This window comes from Nostoc sp. LPT (genome assembly GCF_017115165.1).
Classification (GTDB): Bacteria; Cyanobacteriota; Cyanobacteriia; order Cyanobacteriales; family Nostocaceae; genus Nostoc.
On record NZ_JABXKF010000064.1, the window covers coordinates 1 to 15,239 of the forward strand.

A 15,239-nucleotide genomic window follows, 5' to 3' on the forward strand; every position below is an offset into this window, starting at 1 on the left:
TATTGAATTCGGGTGGTCGTTTATTGAATTCGGGTGGTCGTTTATTGAATTCGGGTGGTCGTTCATTGAATTCGGGTGGTCGTTCATTGAATTCAAGCAGTGGTTAGGGTGGGGTAAAACCCAGATTCTTGAATAACTTCAGACTTGTGTGTACACCGTAGGCTTGCGGGGAGGGGTTAGGGGTGGGGTGTATTAGAGACTTTTGCAATAGGTCTATTGCTTACCGCATCGGCGCTGGAACCCACTTTTGGAAACCCTCTAAATGACTCCAGTAAGCTAAATATCCGGTCAATGCCCAAATTAGAGAGTTAAAATAAAGCCGATTCCCGATAAAAGCGGTTGCTTTGTCAAATTCAAGTTGATGATGCGGATACCCACTACGATCGCAACTACACCAGCAAAGAAGCCGTAAACTGCTATTGTGAATAAATCCCAACCTTGAGCAAGTGCGATCGCCGCTGCAATAAACAAGATTCCAAATAAGACACTTGTTTCACCGAAGGCAATATTAAAGTTACCGATTACTGGCCAGGTGAAGCTCATGTGTAAACCAGTTGTGAGTGCGATCGCACCCGTAATTCCAAAGCCGAGAATCCACTGTCTTTGATTAGAACTATCCATACCACGATATACATAGTCAGCCAGTAGAAATAACCCAGCTACCATGTTGATTAACATGAGGGTGATGTAGTCGATAAACACTATGCATGATTTTGGGCAAGTCTTGATGGGCAACTGGTTCTATGAGATAGTGTACGTGATTTGACAGAATGCACAAAGCATAAAGCTTAAAACCATATTTGTCCAAAGCCTTTTTGATAGCATATAAAAAGACCTCGCGACATTTTCGTTCTTGCAGGTTAAACTCGCGGTTGTTGCAGCGAGTAGTAACGTGGTAAGAGAATCCTGGTTGAAAATTTCTCGGTTGGCGACTCATAACACCATTCTTAAACAATTCGCAATTCGCAATTCGCAATGACGCTCTTTACGAGACGCTAAAAGCGAACGCGGACTCGCTAACGCAATTACGTTTTGTAACGGGGATTTTACCCCGACACAAAACGTGCTGCCTGTCTTGCTGGGGAATTAAACCCCTAAACTTTGTTAAAACTTAATACTACACAACGCCTCCAACAGTCTTTACTTTTTATGTGTATAAAACATCTTCAGTGTACACACATCTCTCTACAAAACCAATTACATTGTAGATCCTCCTAAATCCTCCTTAAATAATGAAAATTATTGAGAATAGTATCAATAAATATGAAGTTGACACTTCGTTAACATTTGTAATCGAAATTTCGTAACCGCCCTTTGGTAGACTTAAAGACTGAAATAGCCAGATAAAGCGGCAGAAATTCAAGCAGTTGAGAGGGCAGACTCTGTGGAAAATACACTTGGGTTAGAGATTATTGAAGTAGTAGAGCAAGCCGCGATCGCATCCGCAAAGTGGATGGGTAAAGGCGAAAAAAACATCGCTGACCAGGTAGCTGTGGAAGCTATGCGGGAGCGGATGAATAAAATCTATATGCGCGGTCGCATTGTGATTGGGGAAGGTGAACGCGACGACGCGCCGATGTTATATATCGGGGAAGAAGTTGGTATCTGTACCCAACCAAATGCCGAAGCTCTCTGTAACCCTGATGAATTAATCGAAATTGACATCGCCGTCGATCCTTGTGAAGGTACGAACTTGGTAGCTTATGGACAACCTGGCTCGATGGCTGTGTTGGCAATTTCTGAAAAGGGTGGATTATTTGCTGCTCCTGACTTTTACATGAAGAAGTTAGCAGCACCTCCCGCAGCTAAGGGCAAGGTAGACATCAACAAGTCAGCCACGGAAAACCTAAAGATTCTCTCTGAGGTTTTAGACCGGGGTATTGATGAACTTGTAGTAGTAGTCATGAAGCGCGAACGCCATAACGATTTAATTAAAGAAATCCGTGATGCTGGAGCGAGAGTCGCCCTAATTTCAGATGGTGATGTGGGTGCAGCTATAAGCTGTGGTTTTGCTGGAACTAATATCCACGCACTGATGGGTATCGGTGCGGCTCCTGAAGGTGTAATCTCGGCAGCAGCAATGCGTGCTTTGGGTGGACATTTCCAAGGTCAACTGATTTACGATCCCGCAGTCGTAAAAACAGGTCTGATTGGAGAAAGCAGAGAAGCCAATATCGATCGCTTAAAGTCTATGAATATCAATGACCCCGATAAGGTCTATGATGCTCATGAACTAGCATCTGGTAAAACTATTCTGTTTGCTGCTAGCGGCATTACCAGTGGTAATCTCATGCAAGGTGTACGTTTCTTCAAGGACGGGGCAAGAACTCAAAGCTTGGTTATTTCCAACCAGTCGAAAACTGCTCGATTTGTTGACACAATTCACTTGTTTGGTGAACCAAAAGTTCTCCAACTGAACTAATTTTTAGGGAATGGGGAATGTAAAAGTAAAGATAAAGCATTTGGAAATAAATCTTTCTATAAAATGGAAAAATATTCACCCAAATGTTTCATCCTTACACTAGTTAGTAGTTAGTATTTAGTGATTAGTTATTGTTTGTTGGTTGGAAAACCTATTAACCAATAAACAATAATTCTCCATCTCCTAATTCTCACTCAATGCCCGATTGCAACTACCAATTAGTAACTACGATTTAGCAAATGAATATAGCAGTGGTGGGGTTAAGCCATAAAACAGCCCCAGTAGAAGTCCGGGAAAAACTGAGCATTCCAGAACCACAAATTGAAAGTGCGATCGCTCAACTGGCCAGCTATCCCCATATTGACGAAGTTGCAATTCTTAGCACTTGTAACCGCCTGGAAATTTACATTGTTGCCAGTGAAGCAGACCAAGGTATTCGGGAAGTAACGCAGTTTCTTGCAGAATACAGTAAATTGCCCGTATTTTCTCTGCGACAACACTTATTTATGCTGCTACATCATGATGCAGTGATGCACGTGATGCGGGTAGCAGGTGGTTTAGATAGTCTGGTACTCGGAGAAGGTCAAATTCTGGCTCAGGTGAAGACTACTCACAAACTGGGACAGCAATATAACGGTATAAAAACCATTTTGAATCGATTATTTAAACAAGCACTGACAGCTGGGAAGCGGGTTCGCACTGAAACTAGTATTGGTACTGGCGCTGTCTCTATCAGTTCGGCTGCTGTAGAGTTAGCGCAGCTAAAAGTGGCAAATTTAGCAGCTTGCCGAGTGGTAATTCTCGGCGCTGGTAAAATGTCGCGGCTGCTGGTACAACACCTACTTTCTAAAGGTGCTGTGGAAATTAGTATTGTAAATCGCTCTCGCGATCGTGCCCAAGAATTAGCAAAGCTGTTCCCTCAACAACCGATCAAAATTCATCCATTATCGGAAATGATGAGCGTAATTGCCGATAGTGATTTGGTGTTTACAAGTACTTCAGCAATAGAGCCAATACTTGACCGTGCCAAATTGGAAATGGTTTTAGAAGTTCAGCGCTCTTTAATGTTATTTGATATTTCTGTGCCGCGTAATGTTCATGCAGATGTAAATGAATTGGAAAATGTGCAGGCGTTTAATGTGGATGATTTGAAGGCAGTAGTAGCGCAAAACTACGAAAGCCGTCGCAAGATTGCACAGGAAGCCGAGCGACTTTTAGAAGAAGAAGTAGAAGCCTTTGATATTTGGTGGCGCTCTCTGGAAACTGTTACTACTATTAGCTGTCTGCGAAATAAAGTCGAAACCATCCGCGAACAAGAATTAGAAAAAGCTTTGTCGAGATTGGGTTCGGAATTTGCGGAAAAACATCAAGAAGTAATTGAAGCATTAACACGGGGAATTGTCAATAAAATTTTACATGACCCGATGGTGCAATTGCGATCGCAGCAGGATGTGGAAGCCAGAAGGCGCTGTATGCAAACTCTGCAAATGCTTTTCAACCTCGATGCAGAGGAACAGTTTAGTTAAATTAAACAACAATAACCCTGACTTTTGGTAGAGAAGTTGGGGTTCTGAGCCAATCGGTTTGAAATTAGATATACTTCTAATTAGACATTTATCTAATTAGAAGTTAGTTATGCAACCAGAGCAATTTAACATTTTACTCCGCTTTTTCAAGGCATTAGCGGATGATAGCCGATTGAAGATTGTAGGTATCCTGGCGAATCAGGAATGCAGCGTCGAAGAATTAGCGGTGCTACTGCAACTCAAGGAACCGACGGTATCGCATCATTTAGCGAAACTTAAGGAGCTAAATTTGGTGACAATGCGCCCTGAAGGCAATAGCCGTCTGTATCAGTTGGATAGTGAGGCTTTGCAAAGCATTAGCAAGGAAATTTTTACACCTGAGAAAATAGCATCCTTGATTGAGGATGTGGATACTGAGGCTTGGGAAAGTAAAGTGTTGAAAAACTATTTCGAGGGCGATGTCTCCGACAAGGACTCCGTCCAACGCCTCAAAGAAATTCCTGCTAGTCGGAAAAAGCGTCTAGTTATTCTTAAGTGGTTAGCAAACCAGTTTGATGTAGGAGTCAACTACCCTGAACGCTTGGTAAATGATACTCTCAAACGCTACCATATTGACTGTGCGACTTTGCGACGAGAGTTGATTGCTTGCCAGTTAATGCAGCGAGAAAATGGGGTTTATTGGCGTACAACATAGATATGAAAGATGAATGTATTTAAGTTGCATAAAAGCAAATCTGGAACCGCTTATTACAAAGGAATCCTTCTGGAAAAATGAATGAGGATTAGCTTATCATCTATAACAATCCTATCTGAGTTGTGAAAATTGGTTTTTAATCGAACCACAGAGACGCAGAGAACACAGGGATAAGAATCAACAAAAATTTTCACAAAGCACAATTATAAGTCGTATATTTATGCAGTTAGAAACACAAAAATTATATTACACACCTGAAGAGTATTTAGAACTTGAAGAAAAAGCAGAATATAAAAGCGAATATCGCGATGGAGAAATTGTACCGATGACGGGTGGCACTACAAATCATAATAAAATTGCAGGCAACTTTTATGCCTATTTGAAGTTTGGTTTAAGAGGCAAGAATTATGATGTTTATATTGGTGATGTGCGTTTGTGGATACCCCGTTATCGGCAGCATACATATCCCGATGTGATGGTGATTGAGGGACAACCTATTTATACAGGAACCAGCACAACAACCGTTATGAATCCGATATTAATTGCTGAAGTTTTATCTAAATCGACTAAAAATTATGACCAAGGCGATAAGTTTCTTTATTATCGCTCTATTCCAGAATTCAAAGAATATATTTTAATTGACCAATATCAGTATCATGTGATGCAATATGTAAAAACTGCGGAAAGTCAATGGTTATTTACTGAACTTGAACATGAATCTGCAACTTTATCACTGGAAACGGTTGATTTTCAAATTGAATTGCGCGACCTTTACGAGCAAGTCAATTTTGCAGAAAATAACGAAGATTAAAATAATTTTTAATGACGTTTGTGGATTCGTCAATGTAATTCGTAATAGTAATAATGGGATTCAATCGCTACCAAAGTCATTCACTAAATTTGTGTTTCTTCCTCGGTAAAGATAGGAGGCCACAATTCAGTAATCGGCAATTCCCAACCGTGAAAAAGTTCTGGTATCGTTAAAATATCGCCATTTTCTAAAACTATAGATTCGTTTGTAGAGCGATAAATTGTAACTGTCTCTTCATCAGGATCAATCAGAATGCCAACGATCGCTCCTAGTTCTATAAATTTCAGAATTTTGGCTACTATAAGTTTAATTTTATCACTCTGAGATTTAATTTCTACCACCAAGTCAGGAACAAGTTCTCCAAAGTAACGAGGACTTTGGAGAAGTCGGGAAGCGCGAATCAAAGGAAACATCGGGTGCTTTAAGATTTGTATCTGTCCAAAGTCCGATCATTAAATATATTGCATAAACAGAAAGCTAATCGCACTCTATTTTCCCAAATAAGCTTCTAAAACTTTGGGATTAGTTTGAATTTCTGCTGGCGTACCGTCAGCTAAATTCTGTCCTTCAGCAAGTACCCAAACACGATCGCACAAGGACATAACTACATCCATATTGTGTTCGATAATCAAAAAGGTCATGCCATCTTGACGATTCCAAGTGATAATGCGATCGCAAATATCATCAATCAGTTTCGGATTCACCCCAGCTGCCGGTTCATCCAACAAAATTAATTTGGGGTTAGTCATCAGCGCCCGCCCCATTTCCAGCAGCTTGCGTTGTCCACCAGACAAACCACCAGCATAATCGTGTGCTTTTTTGGCCAAGCCCACTGATTCTAATAAAAACATTGCCCGTTCTTCGAGTTGCTTTTCTTCCTTAGCGACAACGTGCGGTTGCAACTGCATCTGCCAAAAATTTTCGCCCGTTTGTTTTTGCGCCGCCAGCAGCATATTTTCTAACACCGACAACCGCGAGAGAGTCCGTGCAACCTGAAAGGTGCGGATTACCCCCTGCTGGGCGATTTGATATGGTTGCAAATTGTGAATCGGTTCGCCGTCAAAAATTACTCGTCCCTTATCGGGGCGGATGAAGTTCGAGAGTAAATTAAATAAAGTAGTTTTACCAGCACCATTGGGGCCAATCAAGCCCGTAATACTGCCTTTAGGAACTTCGATTTTCGCCTCATTAACTGCTTTGACACCACCAAAGCTTTTAGAAAGTCCAGTGGCTACCAAAAGGGGAAGCGGGGATGAATAGTTATTTACCAAGGGTGAGTTCCTCCTTTTTCCCTAAGATACCTTGAGGACGCCAAATCATCAGTACCATCAAAATTAATCCGATTACCATGATGCGAAATGCGCCCAAACGTGCTTCATCAAGGGAAACGATTCTGGGTAAGACTTCTCGCGTTAGCGCATCGTAAGCAAAGAAAATTACCGCGCCTACTATTGTGCCGACATTTTTCCCAGAACCGCCTAAAATCACCATAATCCAGGTGTCAAAAGTGATCTGGGGTTGGAAATTATCAGGGTAAATGGCGCTGAGTTGCCAAGCGAAGAAAGCACCAGCGATACCCGCGATCGCACCTCCTAACATGAGAGATTGTAATTTATACCAAAAGACATTTTTTCCCAATGCCTTGGGAATTTCTTCATCTTCGCGGATGGCTTTGAGAATTCTACCCCAAGGCGATCGCACCAAAATTTCTAACCGCCAGTATACAAATGCTAAAACCAGCAGTAACACCAGCATTAAACCCGCTTTTGGGTTGTAGTTATACAGTCCGATTACCCCAGAAATATAAATCGCTGCCGCCAAAATTGCTAACACAACTCCCACACCCAAGCGCGATGCAAATTCTTGCTGGCTAGTTGTCCTTTTACCTAAATCAGTAGTCCGAGATATTTGAGTGGTACGAATCCATTGCCACAACGTAAAGAAAGTTACGGCAGCCAGCAGCGTTAAAAGCCCAATCATTACTAATCTGACAAACAAAGTTGGCTCTGTGGATAGGGGTATGGGATAACTTTGTACACCAAACGCCCCAGAAATCCAGGTGTCACCCACAGGCAATTCCTGATTATTTACCACCAAACGAATTAATTCGCCCGTACCAATGGTGACAATTCCTAGATAATCTTCTCGTAAGCGGAGAGTTACAAAACCAATTATCAAACCCAACAAGGCAGCGACAATTGCCCCAGCCAGTGCCGATACCAGTAGGGGTACGCCCTTTAAGCTTAATAATACCGTTGTATATGCTCCCAGAGTCATGAAAGCAATATGACCAAAGTTAATTAACCCCGTAAAGCCCCACTGTAAATTCAGTCCTAGTGCGAATAGAGCAAAAAGTGCTGTAGAAATTGCCAAGAAAATTAGATAGTCAACCATATTAAATTATTTGGGAATTGGGAATTGGGAATTGGGGATTGGGCATTGGGCATTGGGCATGGGGAAAGAGAAGGCAGGAGGCACAAGGCAGAAGTTCTTTAATTTTGAATTTTGAATTTTGAATTTTGAATTGATTGCTCCCTGCCCCTCTGCCTCTTCTCTGGGCGAATAAATTTTAGCGTAGCTTGAGCGGAGCTAATTTTATGGGAATACTATTTATTGTTGGTGTTTAGTGGTAGGGAATAATTGACGTATGAATTTGCTGCGACTTAGAATGCATCACTTAATCGAGCAGTTAGGCGATGACGATTTGCAAGACATTTGGAACGTTCTCGAAGCTTTACATTATGACTTTTATATGCTTAAAGCCATACAAAAAGTCAAGCGATCGCAGCAACCGTGGGATATCTTAACCCATGAAGAAGCGGTAAGACTGTTGATGTTTTTCTGATTCAGCAGCGCTTTTGAGCTAGTACAACGGGCGCGTAAATAAACCACCCCTTCGGGTGACGCTCGCAGGCTCGCTAACGCTGCGCTAACGGCAGTTCCTCATGGGGGGAACCCCCAAGACCGGACTGCCTCACCATTCCAAATCAATAAAACGCTTATGCTGTATACCTGTTTGACTTTTGACTTTTGAACGCCAGTTGCTTCAAGTCGGCAGAGTCGACGACAGTCGCCTCAAGTCGGGAAACCCGCCCACGGCGCTGTCTCCCCAACGCACTGGCTCCTTTTGACTTCCGCCTTGCGGCACTAGTGCCAGTGGCCCCTCAAGTTTTGGTGAAGGTAACGCCCAGTGAGTCTGGAAATGCGCTATGCCAGGTCTTTTTTGCTAGACCTGAAGAATTTAGAACCTGCCGCCTACGAGCGGGTGCATGATTTTGTTTTTATTGAGTTAGCCCAAAAGTGGCAACTGACTGATTTAAAAGAACTGCGACAGCTTGATAGTGAAGGCATTTTTCACCGCTTCACCCTAGACAATTATCTGATTGGTATAGAAATTCGGGGTGAAATTGTGAAATTTTTGCGTGTCATCCCTATGCCAGATGTTTAAAGTGAAGAGTCAAGGGAACACTTAAAACTGTAAACTGTATAAGGCTAGGCAGGGATCGCTATAACCTTACATTAAACTGGTTTTTGAAAAACACTTTATTTGAGATTTCCCTATGGATGCTAGGGCACTTTGGCAACGATACCAAAACTGGTTATATTTCCACGAGGGATTGGGACTGTACTTAGACGTGAGTCGGATACGGTTCGATGATGCCTTTGTGGAATCGTTGCAGCCGAAGTTTGACAAGGCGTTTGCGGATATGGCTCAACTAGAGAAGGGTGCGATCGCAAATCCTGACGAGAACCGCATGGTTGGACACTACTGGCTGCGAAATCCTGATTTAGCGCCAGCTCCAGAACTTACACAAGAAATAGTCCAAACTCTAGAACAAATCGAAGCCTTTGCGGAAAAAGTCCAAACAGGTGCTATTCATCCTCCCAGAGCAAGCCGCTTCACGGATATTATCTCCATCGGCATTGGTGGTTCCGCTCTCGGCCCCCAATTCGTCGCGGAAGCTCTCGCTCCTGATTTCCCGCCCCTGAAAATTCATTTTATCGATAACAACGATCCCGCAGGTATTGATCGCGTTATCAATTATCTACGAAATAGCCTCGCCAGCACTTTGGTATTGGTGATTTCCAAATCTGGGGGAACACCGGAACCCCGCAACGGCATGATTGAAGTTAAAAAAGCCTACGCCGGACACAATTTGGAATTTGCCCAGTATGCGGTAGCTATTACTAGCGTTGATAGCAACCTCGATAAACTAGCCAAAGATGAAGGCTGGCTGGCCAGATTTCCGATGTATGACTGGGTAGGAGGACGCACCTCAGAAATGTCTGCTGTGGGGCTAGTACCAGCAGCATTACAGGGCATTGATGTTCGCGCTATGCTAGATGGTGCCAAAGAAATGGATGACGCTACCCGCGTCCCAGATGTGAAAAATAACCCAGCAGCCTTGCTCGCTTTGTCTTGGTACTTTGCAGGCAATGGAAAGGGTGAAAAAGATATGGTTGTTCTACCTTACAAGGACAGCTTATTTTTATTCAGTCGCTATTTACAACAGCTGGTGATGGAATCCTTGGGCAAGGAAAAAGACTTAGACGGCAACGTTGTCCATCAAGGTATCGCCGTTTATGGCAACAAAGGCTCAACAGATCAACATGCTTACGTCCAGCAGTTACGCGAGGGTGTAGCGAACTTCTTTGCTACCTTCATCGAAGTGTTAGAAGATCGTCAAGGCCCATCGACTGAAATAAATCCAGGAGTTACATCAGGCGATTATCTTTCCGGTTTTCTCCAAGGAACCCGACAAGCGCTTTATGAAAATCACCGCGATTCGATTACAGTCACGATTCCTCAAGTTAATCCCCGAATTGTAGGGGCATTAATTGCTTTGTATGAGCGTGCTGTTGGTTTATATGGTAGTTTGGTCAACGTCAACGCCTATCATCAACCAGGTGTAGAAGCTGGCAAAAAAGCTGCCGCCTCCATTCTCGATTTACAAACACGAGTAGTAGCAGTGCTACAAAAAGAAAAAACTCCCCTTACTATTGACGAACTCGCCGATAAGGCAGGCGCATCAGACCAAGTTGAGGCAATTTACAAGATTTTGCGTCACATCCATGCCAATCAACGGGGTGTAGTTTTGCAAGGCGATCTTCACAAACCCGGTACTTTGACTGTTTCTGCTAGCTGATAACTCTAGTCTAAATATCACATTTTGTCCATAATTGTTGTCTCAGCAACAATTTTTTATTGTGAAGCATCCTAAATAGAAGATATATCTTCTATTTAGGATGCTTCACTGTATAATTCGTAATTAAGTTTCATCACTCAATACTGTTTGGTTAAGTATTGCTTTCTTCTCTTCCTTTGCCTAATTACGACTTATTTTAATTATGAATTGCCATAAGGCGTTGATTAAAGTAACTCTTGGGTAAAAAACAGCGATCGGGTAAAAAAGGATTGTTGAGATTTTGACACAAGAAAGTGCTAGGTTTATCCCGATGACAAAATGGCGGCACAATTCCCCAGTGTTCTGCTAGCCAAATCCAGTATCCTGTTTCAATTCTGCCGTAGCTTGATACCGTCAGAATCTCTCCACCACTGTTGTTAATAGATACTAAATTTGATGATGATTTGATGTCAATTAACAGCCAAGCTAACTCATCTACAGAAAAGTAATAGCCATTTTCGGTAGCGATATCTATAAACTGCTGTGGATCTTTTGCTATTAGCAATTCTTCTTTGAGAGATGGCGTTTTTTGGGCAATATCAAAAAGATCCCAAATCTGTCTTCTCGTAACTAGAAACCAGGCAAGTTCTTCTGCGGTCAAATTGTAACCGTTTTCTCTTGCTAACTTGAGAAACGGCTCAAGGCTATCGGTTTGTGCCAGTTGACTTTTCAACTGGAAAGTTTGCTCTACTAGTGACAAGAAATCAATAATCTTTTGCCATGTAACTTTGTCAAAGTTATTGTTAACTTTTATTTTTTCTTTCCAATAAATGTATTTATCTTCTTTAAGAAAGAAATTCCAAATTTGATAGTACATGGGTCATCTCGCCTAAGTTCTAAACTTGGTAGAGGTTTATGATTAATGAACACCAGTGTAGTAAGTATAATGTGTTTCTTCGACAGTACTAAACTCCTATCTTATGTAAATGAAGTTACACGGTAGCTAAGTATGAATTTTCTGTAAAGTTTATCACTATGAATTATATATACCGAGGTAAATAGCGATACCTGCGGTGGGTTGTGCGATCGCTTTTTATTGCTTCCCATAAAATAAAGTTAAGGCAGCAGACCCTAAGTAGGATTAATGCTATGAGTGAATCAACAGCAAAACAACCTGCACGTCGGGGTAGAATTTTTCCAAAACAGACTTTACCACCCGAAGAACTTGCTAGACGCAAAGCTGAAGATGAAGTATTTTATCGGCGTTGCCAGGTAATCTTTGGATTAAGGAACACTACGGCTGGTATATTGCGGTAGAGCCAAATAGTGGTGATTACTTAATTGATGCGAATAAAATGCAAGCTCATAAAAAATCCCTTGAAAAATACCCAAATAGTAGACATTGTGTATTCTGCCTAAATGAGAGGGGAACAACTGGCACAATATGATTGAGGGTAAGTTTGGGGATAGCGGGCAACTCTTTTTTGAAATTGATTTGATTACATCTGATGGATTAAACTTGCCTGTGGATGCCATGTTAGATACTGGTTTCACAGGCTTTTTGGCTAATATGATTCAGGGTAAATTTTGGGAAAAAGGGCAACTATTTTTTGAAATTGAGTTAATAACTGATGAAATTACTGAGGTTTTTTTAGGTTCAGAGTGGCTAAAAATTCTGCCGTTGATGGTGAATTATCAGGCTGGTATATTAAGTTTTGGTTAACTGCAATACCTACGGCTGCCTACGCCTACGCACTTCAGTTATTTTTAACAAACCACAGAAGTGCAGAGAACGTAAAGGTAAGAAAAGAAATATATTTTGCTATCTTTAGTTAATAGGTAAATCGCGGAGAAAGTAAAAGCGATCGCTATTCAAATTATTTAATTTTAAATATTGTTACAATCAGGTTAAAGCTGTCAATAAACACGAATATAAATCATGGATATCCAAATTAAACCTGAATTAGAGCAAATTATCCAAGCGCAAATTGCTACAGGTAGATATGCGAATCCCGAAGAAGTTATTAGTAAAGCATTGAAGTTGCTATTAGAGTGGGAAAAAGGTTATCAGCAGTGGGTTGAAAAAATACGCGAAAAAGTTGAGGTTGCTATTGAGCAACTGGATAGAGGGGAAGGTATTGATGGAGGAATTGTAGTTGAACAATTGCGAGAAAAACTCCGTCAGGCGAGAGAATTACAAGGATGAAGCAACATATTATCTCTCCAAAAGTCACCTTTATCTTCCTGTAAAATAAAGTTAAGGCATTATTAATAAATAGGGTTAATTACTATGACTGAATCAACCGCAAAACAACCTGTACGTCGAGGTAGAATCTTTCCAGAACGCATTTTAGCACCCGAAGAACTTGCTAGACGTAAAGCTGAAGATGAAGTATTTTATCGGCGTTGTCGAGCAATTTTTGAACGTGTGCATTCCGATTTGATAAAAGAACACTATGGCTGGTATATTGCTGTGGAGCCAGATAGTGGAGATTATTTCATTGATGAAGATATAGAAGTAACTAGTCAGAAAGCACGTGAGAAATACCCAAATGCTGTACATTGTATGTTTTGTTTGAATGAGACTGGAGCCACTGGCACAATATGATACAGGGGTCTTTTGGTAGCAATGGGCAGCTATTTTTTGAAATTGATTTGATTACATCTAATAGATTAAATCTGCCTGTGGATGCTATGTTAGATACTGGTTTCACAGGCTTTTTAGCTATTAATAAACAAGATTTAGATGGTCTGGACTGGCAATTTATTCGTGGTCAAGAACTACGAACAGCACAGGGAAAAAATTTTTGATTTGTATTTAGGTAAGGTGAAATTGAATGGACAGGAGTATGAGATTCCAGTTTTTGAGGGGACGAAATTATAGAAGTTTTATTAGGTTCAGAGTGGCTAAAAATTCTGCCGTTGGTAGTTAATTATCATGCTGGTATATTAACTTTGGGTTAACTGCGATGCCTACGATGGTCACTGAGCTTGCCGTACTACTTCGTGGAAGCAAGCTACGCGCAGCGTCTCGTAGAAAAGTGCTGGCTACGCCTACGCACTTCAGTTATTTTTAAACGAACCACCAAGGCGCAGAGAACGCAGAGGTAAGAAAATAAACATATTTCGCTATCTTTGGTTAATAGGTAAATCTCGGAGAAAGTAAAAGCGATCGCTATTCCAATCACTACTTTTAATTCGCCCTAAATAGCCTGTTAAGGGTGAGGAAAGTTCTATCAGTAAATCATGAACTGCTTCATCATTTAGTCGCGGATTATGAGTAGCATTGTAATGAACACGAATTTCTGTAACTGTGAAACTTGGATGTATAGCTTTTGAAGTTTCGTTGTCTTGTTCAGAAAGTTCTTTGACTGCTGTGATAATCTGCGATCGCAACTTAATCTCTCTCTCCGCTTTATCAATATATTCATCAATTTTATAGTCAATTTGCCCAGGTTGTAGATATTGCTGTAATTCGACTAAATTAATAGCACCTGGATATCTTGCTTTAAATTCAACTAGCTTTTGTAGAGTCATTACATTTATAATACTGATTTTAGAAATTTCGGCAGATTCTTTCAGATTTTTAGTGGGTTTACCTGGGCCAATAATTAACCGCATGGCTTGAAGATAATTTTCTTTAAGATGCCTTTTACCAATCCTATCTAATTCTTCTACGGCACGATCGGGAATGCTTTTACCTGCTTTACATTCGCAAACAAGAGGATAAGGTTGTGAGCAAAATAAGTCTAAGCCACCTGCACCGCCTTTGTAGTTTTCTTCAACCTTAAATTCTAAAAAATCAAGGCTACGGCGTGCAATATTTTCAAAGTCTGTACCAGCTTGGTAGTTGCTTTTACCCTCATCTTTTTCTATGCTGCGATCGCCCAATTTAGCAATATCATTTATCCAAGCTAAATTCGGATCGGCTTGCTTAATTAGCTTGTCACTATTCCAACCTAAAAATACTTTGATGTCTTCGTCTAATTGTTTAGCTGCTGGTTGGCTAATGGTTAGGGATGCGATCGCACTCTGCAATTCTTCCAGTTCAGGATGCAGTGGGGGTTCTAGTTTTTCTAATTGGCGTTTGCGTTGGGCGAAGGTGCGATCGTTTAATACTGGCTTTTCTTCAGAAGCCGTTAGAGAATTAGGTAAACTAACAAATTTTCCTAGCACCAATTGGGGTAAATATTACTAATGTACTGTTGTGGTGTATAGTTACAATTTTTAGCTTCATTAATTAAAGCAGCAGCTATTTCTTGCCACTGCATTACTTGTTGACCACCAAAGGCTCTAAGGCTAGAAGCAACGGCTTGCAGGAATTGATATTTGATCTGATTGAGACTGTCATACTTACCCATATAAATAAATAAGGCATCACCTTCTGTTTCTAAGCGATGGCGAACACGGCTGATAAGATGACTTTTACCTAACCCCTTTTCAGCCGTTATTGTGATACCTACTGTTTCACGTTTCCCTTTACGAATTTGTTCAACCGCATCAAATACTGCATTAGAAGCTTGAGAATTAATTGAGGGAACATCGGGATAACTTTTTCCCCATATCTGTTGGGGTCTGACAACAATATGTCCTGCAAAGGGATTTTGATTTGTAATTAGTTCATCAATGGTAGATGTAGTGGCAATCATAGTATTGTGAA

Annotated in this window: 16 protein-coding genes and 4 pseudogenes; 12 read left to right on the top strand and 8 right to left on the bottom strand. The window is 41.1% G+C overall.

Annotated features, from left to right (window positions below; genetic code table 11):
• Window positions 1-220 precede the first annotated feature (220 nt).
• Both HWQ58_RS14665 and HWQ58_RS14670 read right to left on the bottom strand, forming a co-directional pair.
• Window positions 221-702, bottom strand: a pseudogene (locus HWQ58_RS14665) (DUF981 domain-containing protein).
• A complete protein-coding gene (locus tag HWQ58_RS14670) occupies window positions 638-937 on the bottom strand; it encodes a transposase (protein ID WP_292863579.1) in 300 nt (99 codons plus the stop codon). The pseudogene HWQ58_RS14665 and the gene HWQ58_RS14670 overlap by 65 nt, the downstream one beginning before the upstream one ends.
• 447 nt (window positions 938-1,384) lie before the next feature.
• Between HWQ58_RS14670 and glpX the strand changes: the two genes are divergently transcribed.
• The 4 genes from glpX to HWQ58_RS14690 all read left to right on the top strand — a co-directional run bounded on the left by glpX (window position 1,385) and on the right by HWQ58_RS14690 (window position 5,453).
• Window positions 1,385-2,422, top strand: a complete 1,038-nt coding sequence (gene glpX / locus HWQ58_RS14675; protein WP_292863582.1) for a class II fructose-bisphosphatase — start codon at window positions 1,385-1,387, stop codon at window positions 2,420-2,422.
• Between the two features lie 239 nt (window positions 2,423-2,661).
• Window positions 2,662-3,948, top strand: a complete 1,287-nt coding sequence (locus HWQ58_RS14680) for a glutamyl-tRNA reductase (RefSeq protein ID WP_292863585.1) — start codon at window positions 2,662-2,664, stop codon at window positions 3,946-3,948.
• 109 nt (window positions 3,949-4,057) lie between these two features.
• Complete coding sequence (locus HWQ58_RS14685) at window positions 4,058-4,642, top strand: metalloregulator ArsR/SmtB family transcription factor (RefSeq protein ID WP_292863588.1); 585 nt, start codon at window positions 4,058-4,060, stop codon at window positions 4,640-4,642.
• Window positions 4,643-4,862: 220 nt separating this feature from the next.
• Complete coding sequence (locus HWQ58_RS14690) at window positions 4,863-5,453, top strand: Uma2 family endonuclease (RefSeq protein ID WP_292863591.1); 591 nt, start codon at window positions 4,863-4,865, stop codon at window positions 5,451-5,453.
• 83 nt (window positions 5,454-5,536) lie between these two features.
• Here the strand turns inward: HWQ58_RS14690 and HWQ58_RS14695 are convergent, their stop codons facing one another.
• The 3 genes from HWQ58_RS14695 to HWQ58_RS14705 all read right to left on the bottom strand — a co-directional run bounded on the left by HWQ58_RS14695 (window position 5,537) and on the right by HWQ58_RS14705 (window position 7,847).
• Window positions 5,537-5,866 carry a Uma2 family endonuclease gene (locus tag HWQ58_RS14695; RefSeq protein WP_292863594.1) on the bottom strand — a complete coding sequence of 110 codons (330 nt, stop codon included), beginning with the start codon at window positions 5,864-5,866 and terminating at the stop codon, window positions 5,537-5,539.
• Between the two features lie 75 nt (window positions 5,867-5,941).
• On the bottom strand, window positions 5,942-6,724 hold the full coding sequence (locus tag HWQ58_RS14700; protein WP_292863597.1) for an ABC transporter ATP-binding protein: 783 nt from the start codon (window positions 6,722-6,724) through the stop codon (window positions 5,942-5,944).
• A complete protein-coding gene (locus tag HWQ58_RS14705; RefSeq protein WP_292863600.1) occupies window positions 6,714-7,847 on the bottom strand; it encodes a branched-chain amino acid ABC transporter permease in 1,134 nt (377 codons plus the stop codon). The genes HWQ58_RS14700 and HWQ58_RS14705 overlap by 11 nt, the downstream gene beginning before the upstream one ends.
• A gap of 253 nt (window positions 7,848-8,100) precedes the next feature.
• On the opposite strand from HWQ58_RS14705, the gene HWQ58_RS14710 reads away from it, so the two are divergent.
• The 3 genes from HWQ58_RS14710 (at window position 8,101) to HWQ58_RS14720 (ending at window position 10,600) form a co-directional block, all read left to right on the top strand.
• Complete coding sequence (locus tag HWQ58_RS14710) at window positions 8,101-8,298, top strand: hypothetical protein (RefSeq protein ID WP_104907481.1); 198 nt, start codon at window positions 8,101-8,103, stop codon at window positions 8,296-8,298.
• Window positions 8,299-8,643: 345 nt separating this feature from the next.
• The gene (locus HWQ58_RS14715; protein ID WP_099102182.1) at window positions 8,644-8,901 is read left to right on the top strand and encodes a cytotoxic translational repressor of toxin-antitoxin stability system; all 258 of its coding nucleotides are present in this window, start codon (window positions 8,644-8,646) and stop codon (window positions 8,899-8,901) included.
• Window positions 8,902-9,013: 112 nt separating this feature from the next.
• Window positions 9,014-10,600, top strand: coding sequence for a glucose-6-phosphate isomerase (locus HWQ58_RS14720; RefSeq protein WP_292863603.1), 1,587 nt, complete (start codon window positions 9,014-9,016; stop codon window positions 10,598-10,600).
• A 196-nt stretch (window positions 10,601-10,796) separates the two neighbouring features.
• On the opposite strand, the gene HWQ58_RS14725 is transcribed toward HWQ58_RS14720, so the two are convergent.
• A complete protein-coding gene (locus tag HWQ58_RS14725; protein ID WP_292863606.1) occupies window positions 10,797-11,456 on the bottom strand; it encodes a Nif11-like leader peptide family natural product precursor in 660 nt (219 codons plus the stop codon).
• A gap of 272 nt (window positions 11,457-11,728) precedes the next feature.
• Here HWQ58_RS14725 and HWQ58_RS14730 point away from each other — a divergent pair.
• The 5 genes and pseudogenes from HWQ58_RS14730 to HWQ58_RS14750 all read left to right on the top strand — a co-directional run bounded on the left by HWQ58_RS14730 (window position 11,729) and on the right by HWQ58_RS14750 (window position 13,543).
• A pseudogene (locus HWQ58_RS14730) lies at window positions 11,729-12,027 on the top strand (hypothetical protein).
• Window positions 12,024-12,302 (top strand): aspartyl protease, encoded by a 279-nt coding sequence (locus HWQ58_RS14735; protein ID WP_292863609.1) that lies wholly within the window; start codon window positions 12,024-12,026, stop codon window positions 12,300-12,302. The pseudogene HWQ58_RS14730 and the gene HWQ58_RS14735 overlap by 4 nt, the downstream one beginning before the upstream one ends.
• 216 nt (window positions 12,303-12,518) lie before the next feature.
• Complete coding sequence (locus tag HWQ58_RS14740) at window positions 12,519-12,785, top strand: type II toxin-antitoxin system ParD family antitoxin (RefSeq protein ID WP_292863612.1); 267 nt, start codon at window positions 12,519-12,521, stop codon at window positions 12,783-12,785.
• 84 nt (window positions 12,786-12,869) lie between these two features.
• Window positions 12,870-13,187 (top strand): hypothetical protein, encoded by a 318-nt coding sequence (locus HWQ58_RS14745; RefSeq protein ID WP_292863615.1) that lies wholly within the window; start codon window positions 12,870-12,872, stop codon window positions 13,185-13,187.
• A pseudogene (locus HWQ58_RS14750) lies at window positions 13,184-13,543 on the top strand (aspartyl protease). The gene HWQ58_RS14745 and the pseudogene HWQ58_RS14750 overlap by 4 nt, the downstream one beginning before the upstream one ends.
• Before the next feature lie 165 nt (window positions 13,544-13,708).
• Here the strand turns inward: HWQ58_RS14750 and HWQ58_RS14755 are convergent.
• Together HWQ58_RS14755 and HWQ58_RS14760 are read right to left on the bottom strand one after the other, a co-directional pair.
• Entirely contained in the window at window positions 13,709-14,755 is a 1,047-nt protein-coding gene (locus HWQ58_RS14755) for a DUF1802 domain-containing protein (protein ID WP_366837971.1), read from the bottom strand.
• Window positions 14,755-15,228, bottom strand: a pseudogene (locus HWQ58_RS14760) (hypothetical protein); the annotation flags it as partial. The pseudogene HWQ58_RS14760 and the gene HWQ58_RS14755, both read right to left, overlap by 1 nt.
• Window positions 15,229-15,239: the final 11 nt, after the last annotated feature.

What these genes read in the sequence shown, in the direction of transcription:
- HWQ58_RS14670 (WP_292863579.1), bottom strand. Translation starts at nt 937, where the DNA reads ATGAGTCGCCAACCGAGAAATTTTCAACCAGGATTCTCTTACCACGTT.
- HWQ58_RS14680 (WP_292863585.1), top strand. Translation starts at nt 2,662, where the DNA reads ATGAATATAGCAGTGGTGGGGTTAAGCCATAAAACAGCCCCAGTAGAA.
- HWQ58_RS14685 (WP_292863588.1), top strand. Translation starts at nt 4,058, where the DNA reads ATGCAACCAGAGCAATTTAACATTTTACTCCGCTTTTTCAAGGCATTA.
- HWQ58_RS14690 (WP_292863591.1), top strand. Translation starts at nt 4,863, where the DNA reads ATGCAGTTAGAAACACAAAAATTATATTACACACCTGAAGAGTATTTA.
- HWQ58_RS14695 (WP_292863594.1), bottom strand. Translation starts at nt 5,866, where the DNA reads ATGTTTCCTTTGATTCGCGCTTCCCGACTTCTCCAAAGTCCTCGTTAC.
- HWQ58_RS14705 (WP_292863600.1), bottom strand. Translation starts at nt 7,847, where the DNA reads ATGGTTGACTATCTAATTTTCTTGGCAATTTCTACAGCACTTTTTGCT.
- HWQ58_RS14710 (WP_104907481.1), top strand. Translation starts at nt 8,101, where the DNA reads ATGAATTTGCTGCGACTTAGAATGCATCACTTAATCGAGCAGTTAGGC.
- HWQ58_RS14720 (WP_292863603.1), top strand. Translation starts at nt 9,014, where the DNA reads ATGGATGCTAGGGCACTTTGGCAACGATACCAAAACTGGTTATATTTC.
- HWQ58_RS14725 (WP_292863606.1), bottom strand. Translation starts at nt 11,456, where the DNA reads ATGTACTATCAAATTTGGAATTTCTTTCTTAAAGAAGATAAATACATT.
- HWQ58_RS14735 (WP_292863609.1), top strand. Translation starts at nt 12,024, where the DNA reads ATGATTGAGGGTAAGTTTGGGGATAGCGGGCAACTCTTTTTTGAAATT.
- HWQ58_RS14740 (WP_292863612.1), top strand. Translation starts at nt 12,519, where the DNA reads ATGGATATCCAAATTAAACCTGAATTAGAGCAAATTATCCAAGCGCAA.
- HWQ58_RS14745 (WP_292863615.1), top strand. Translation starts at nt 12,870, where the DNA reads ATGACTGAATCAACCGCAAAACAACCTGTACGTCGAGGTAGAATCTTT.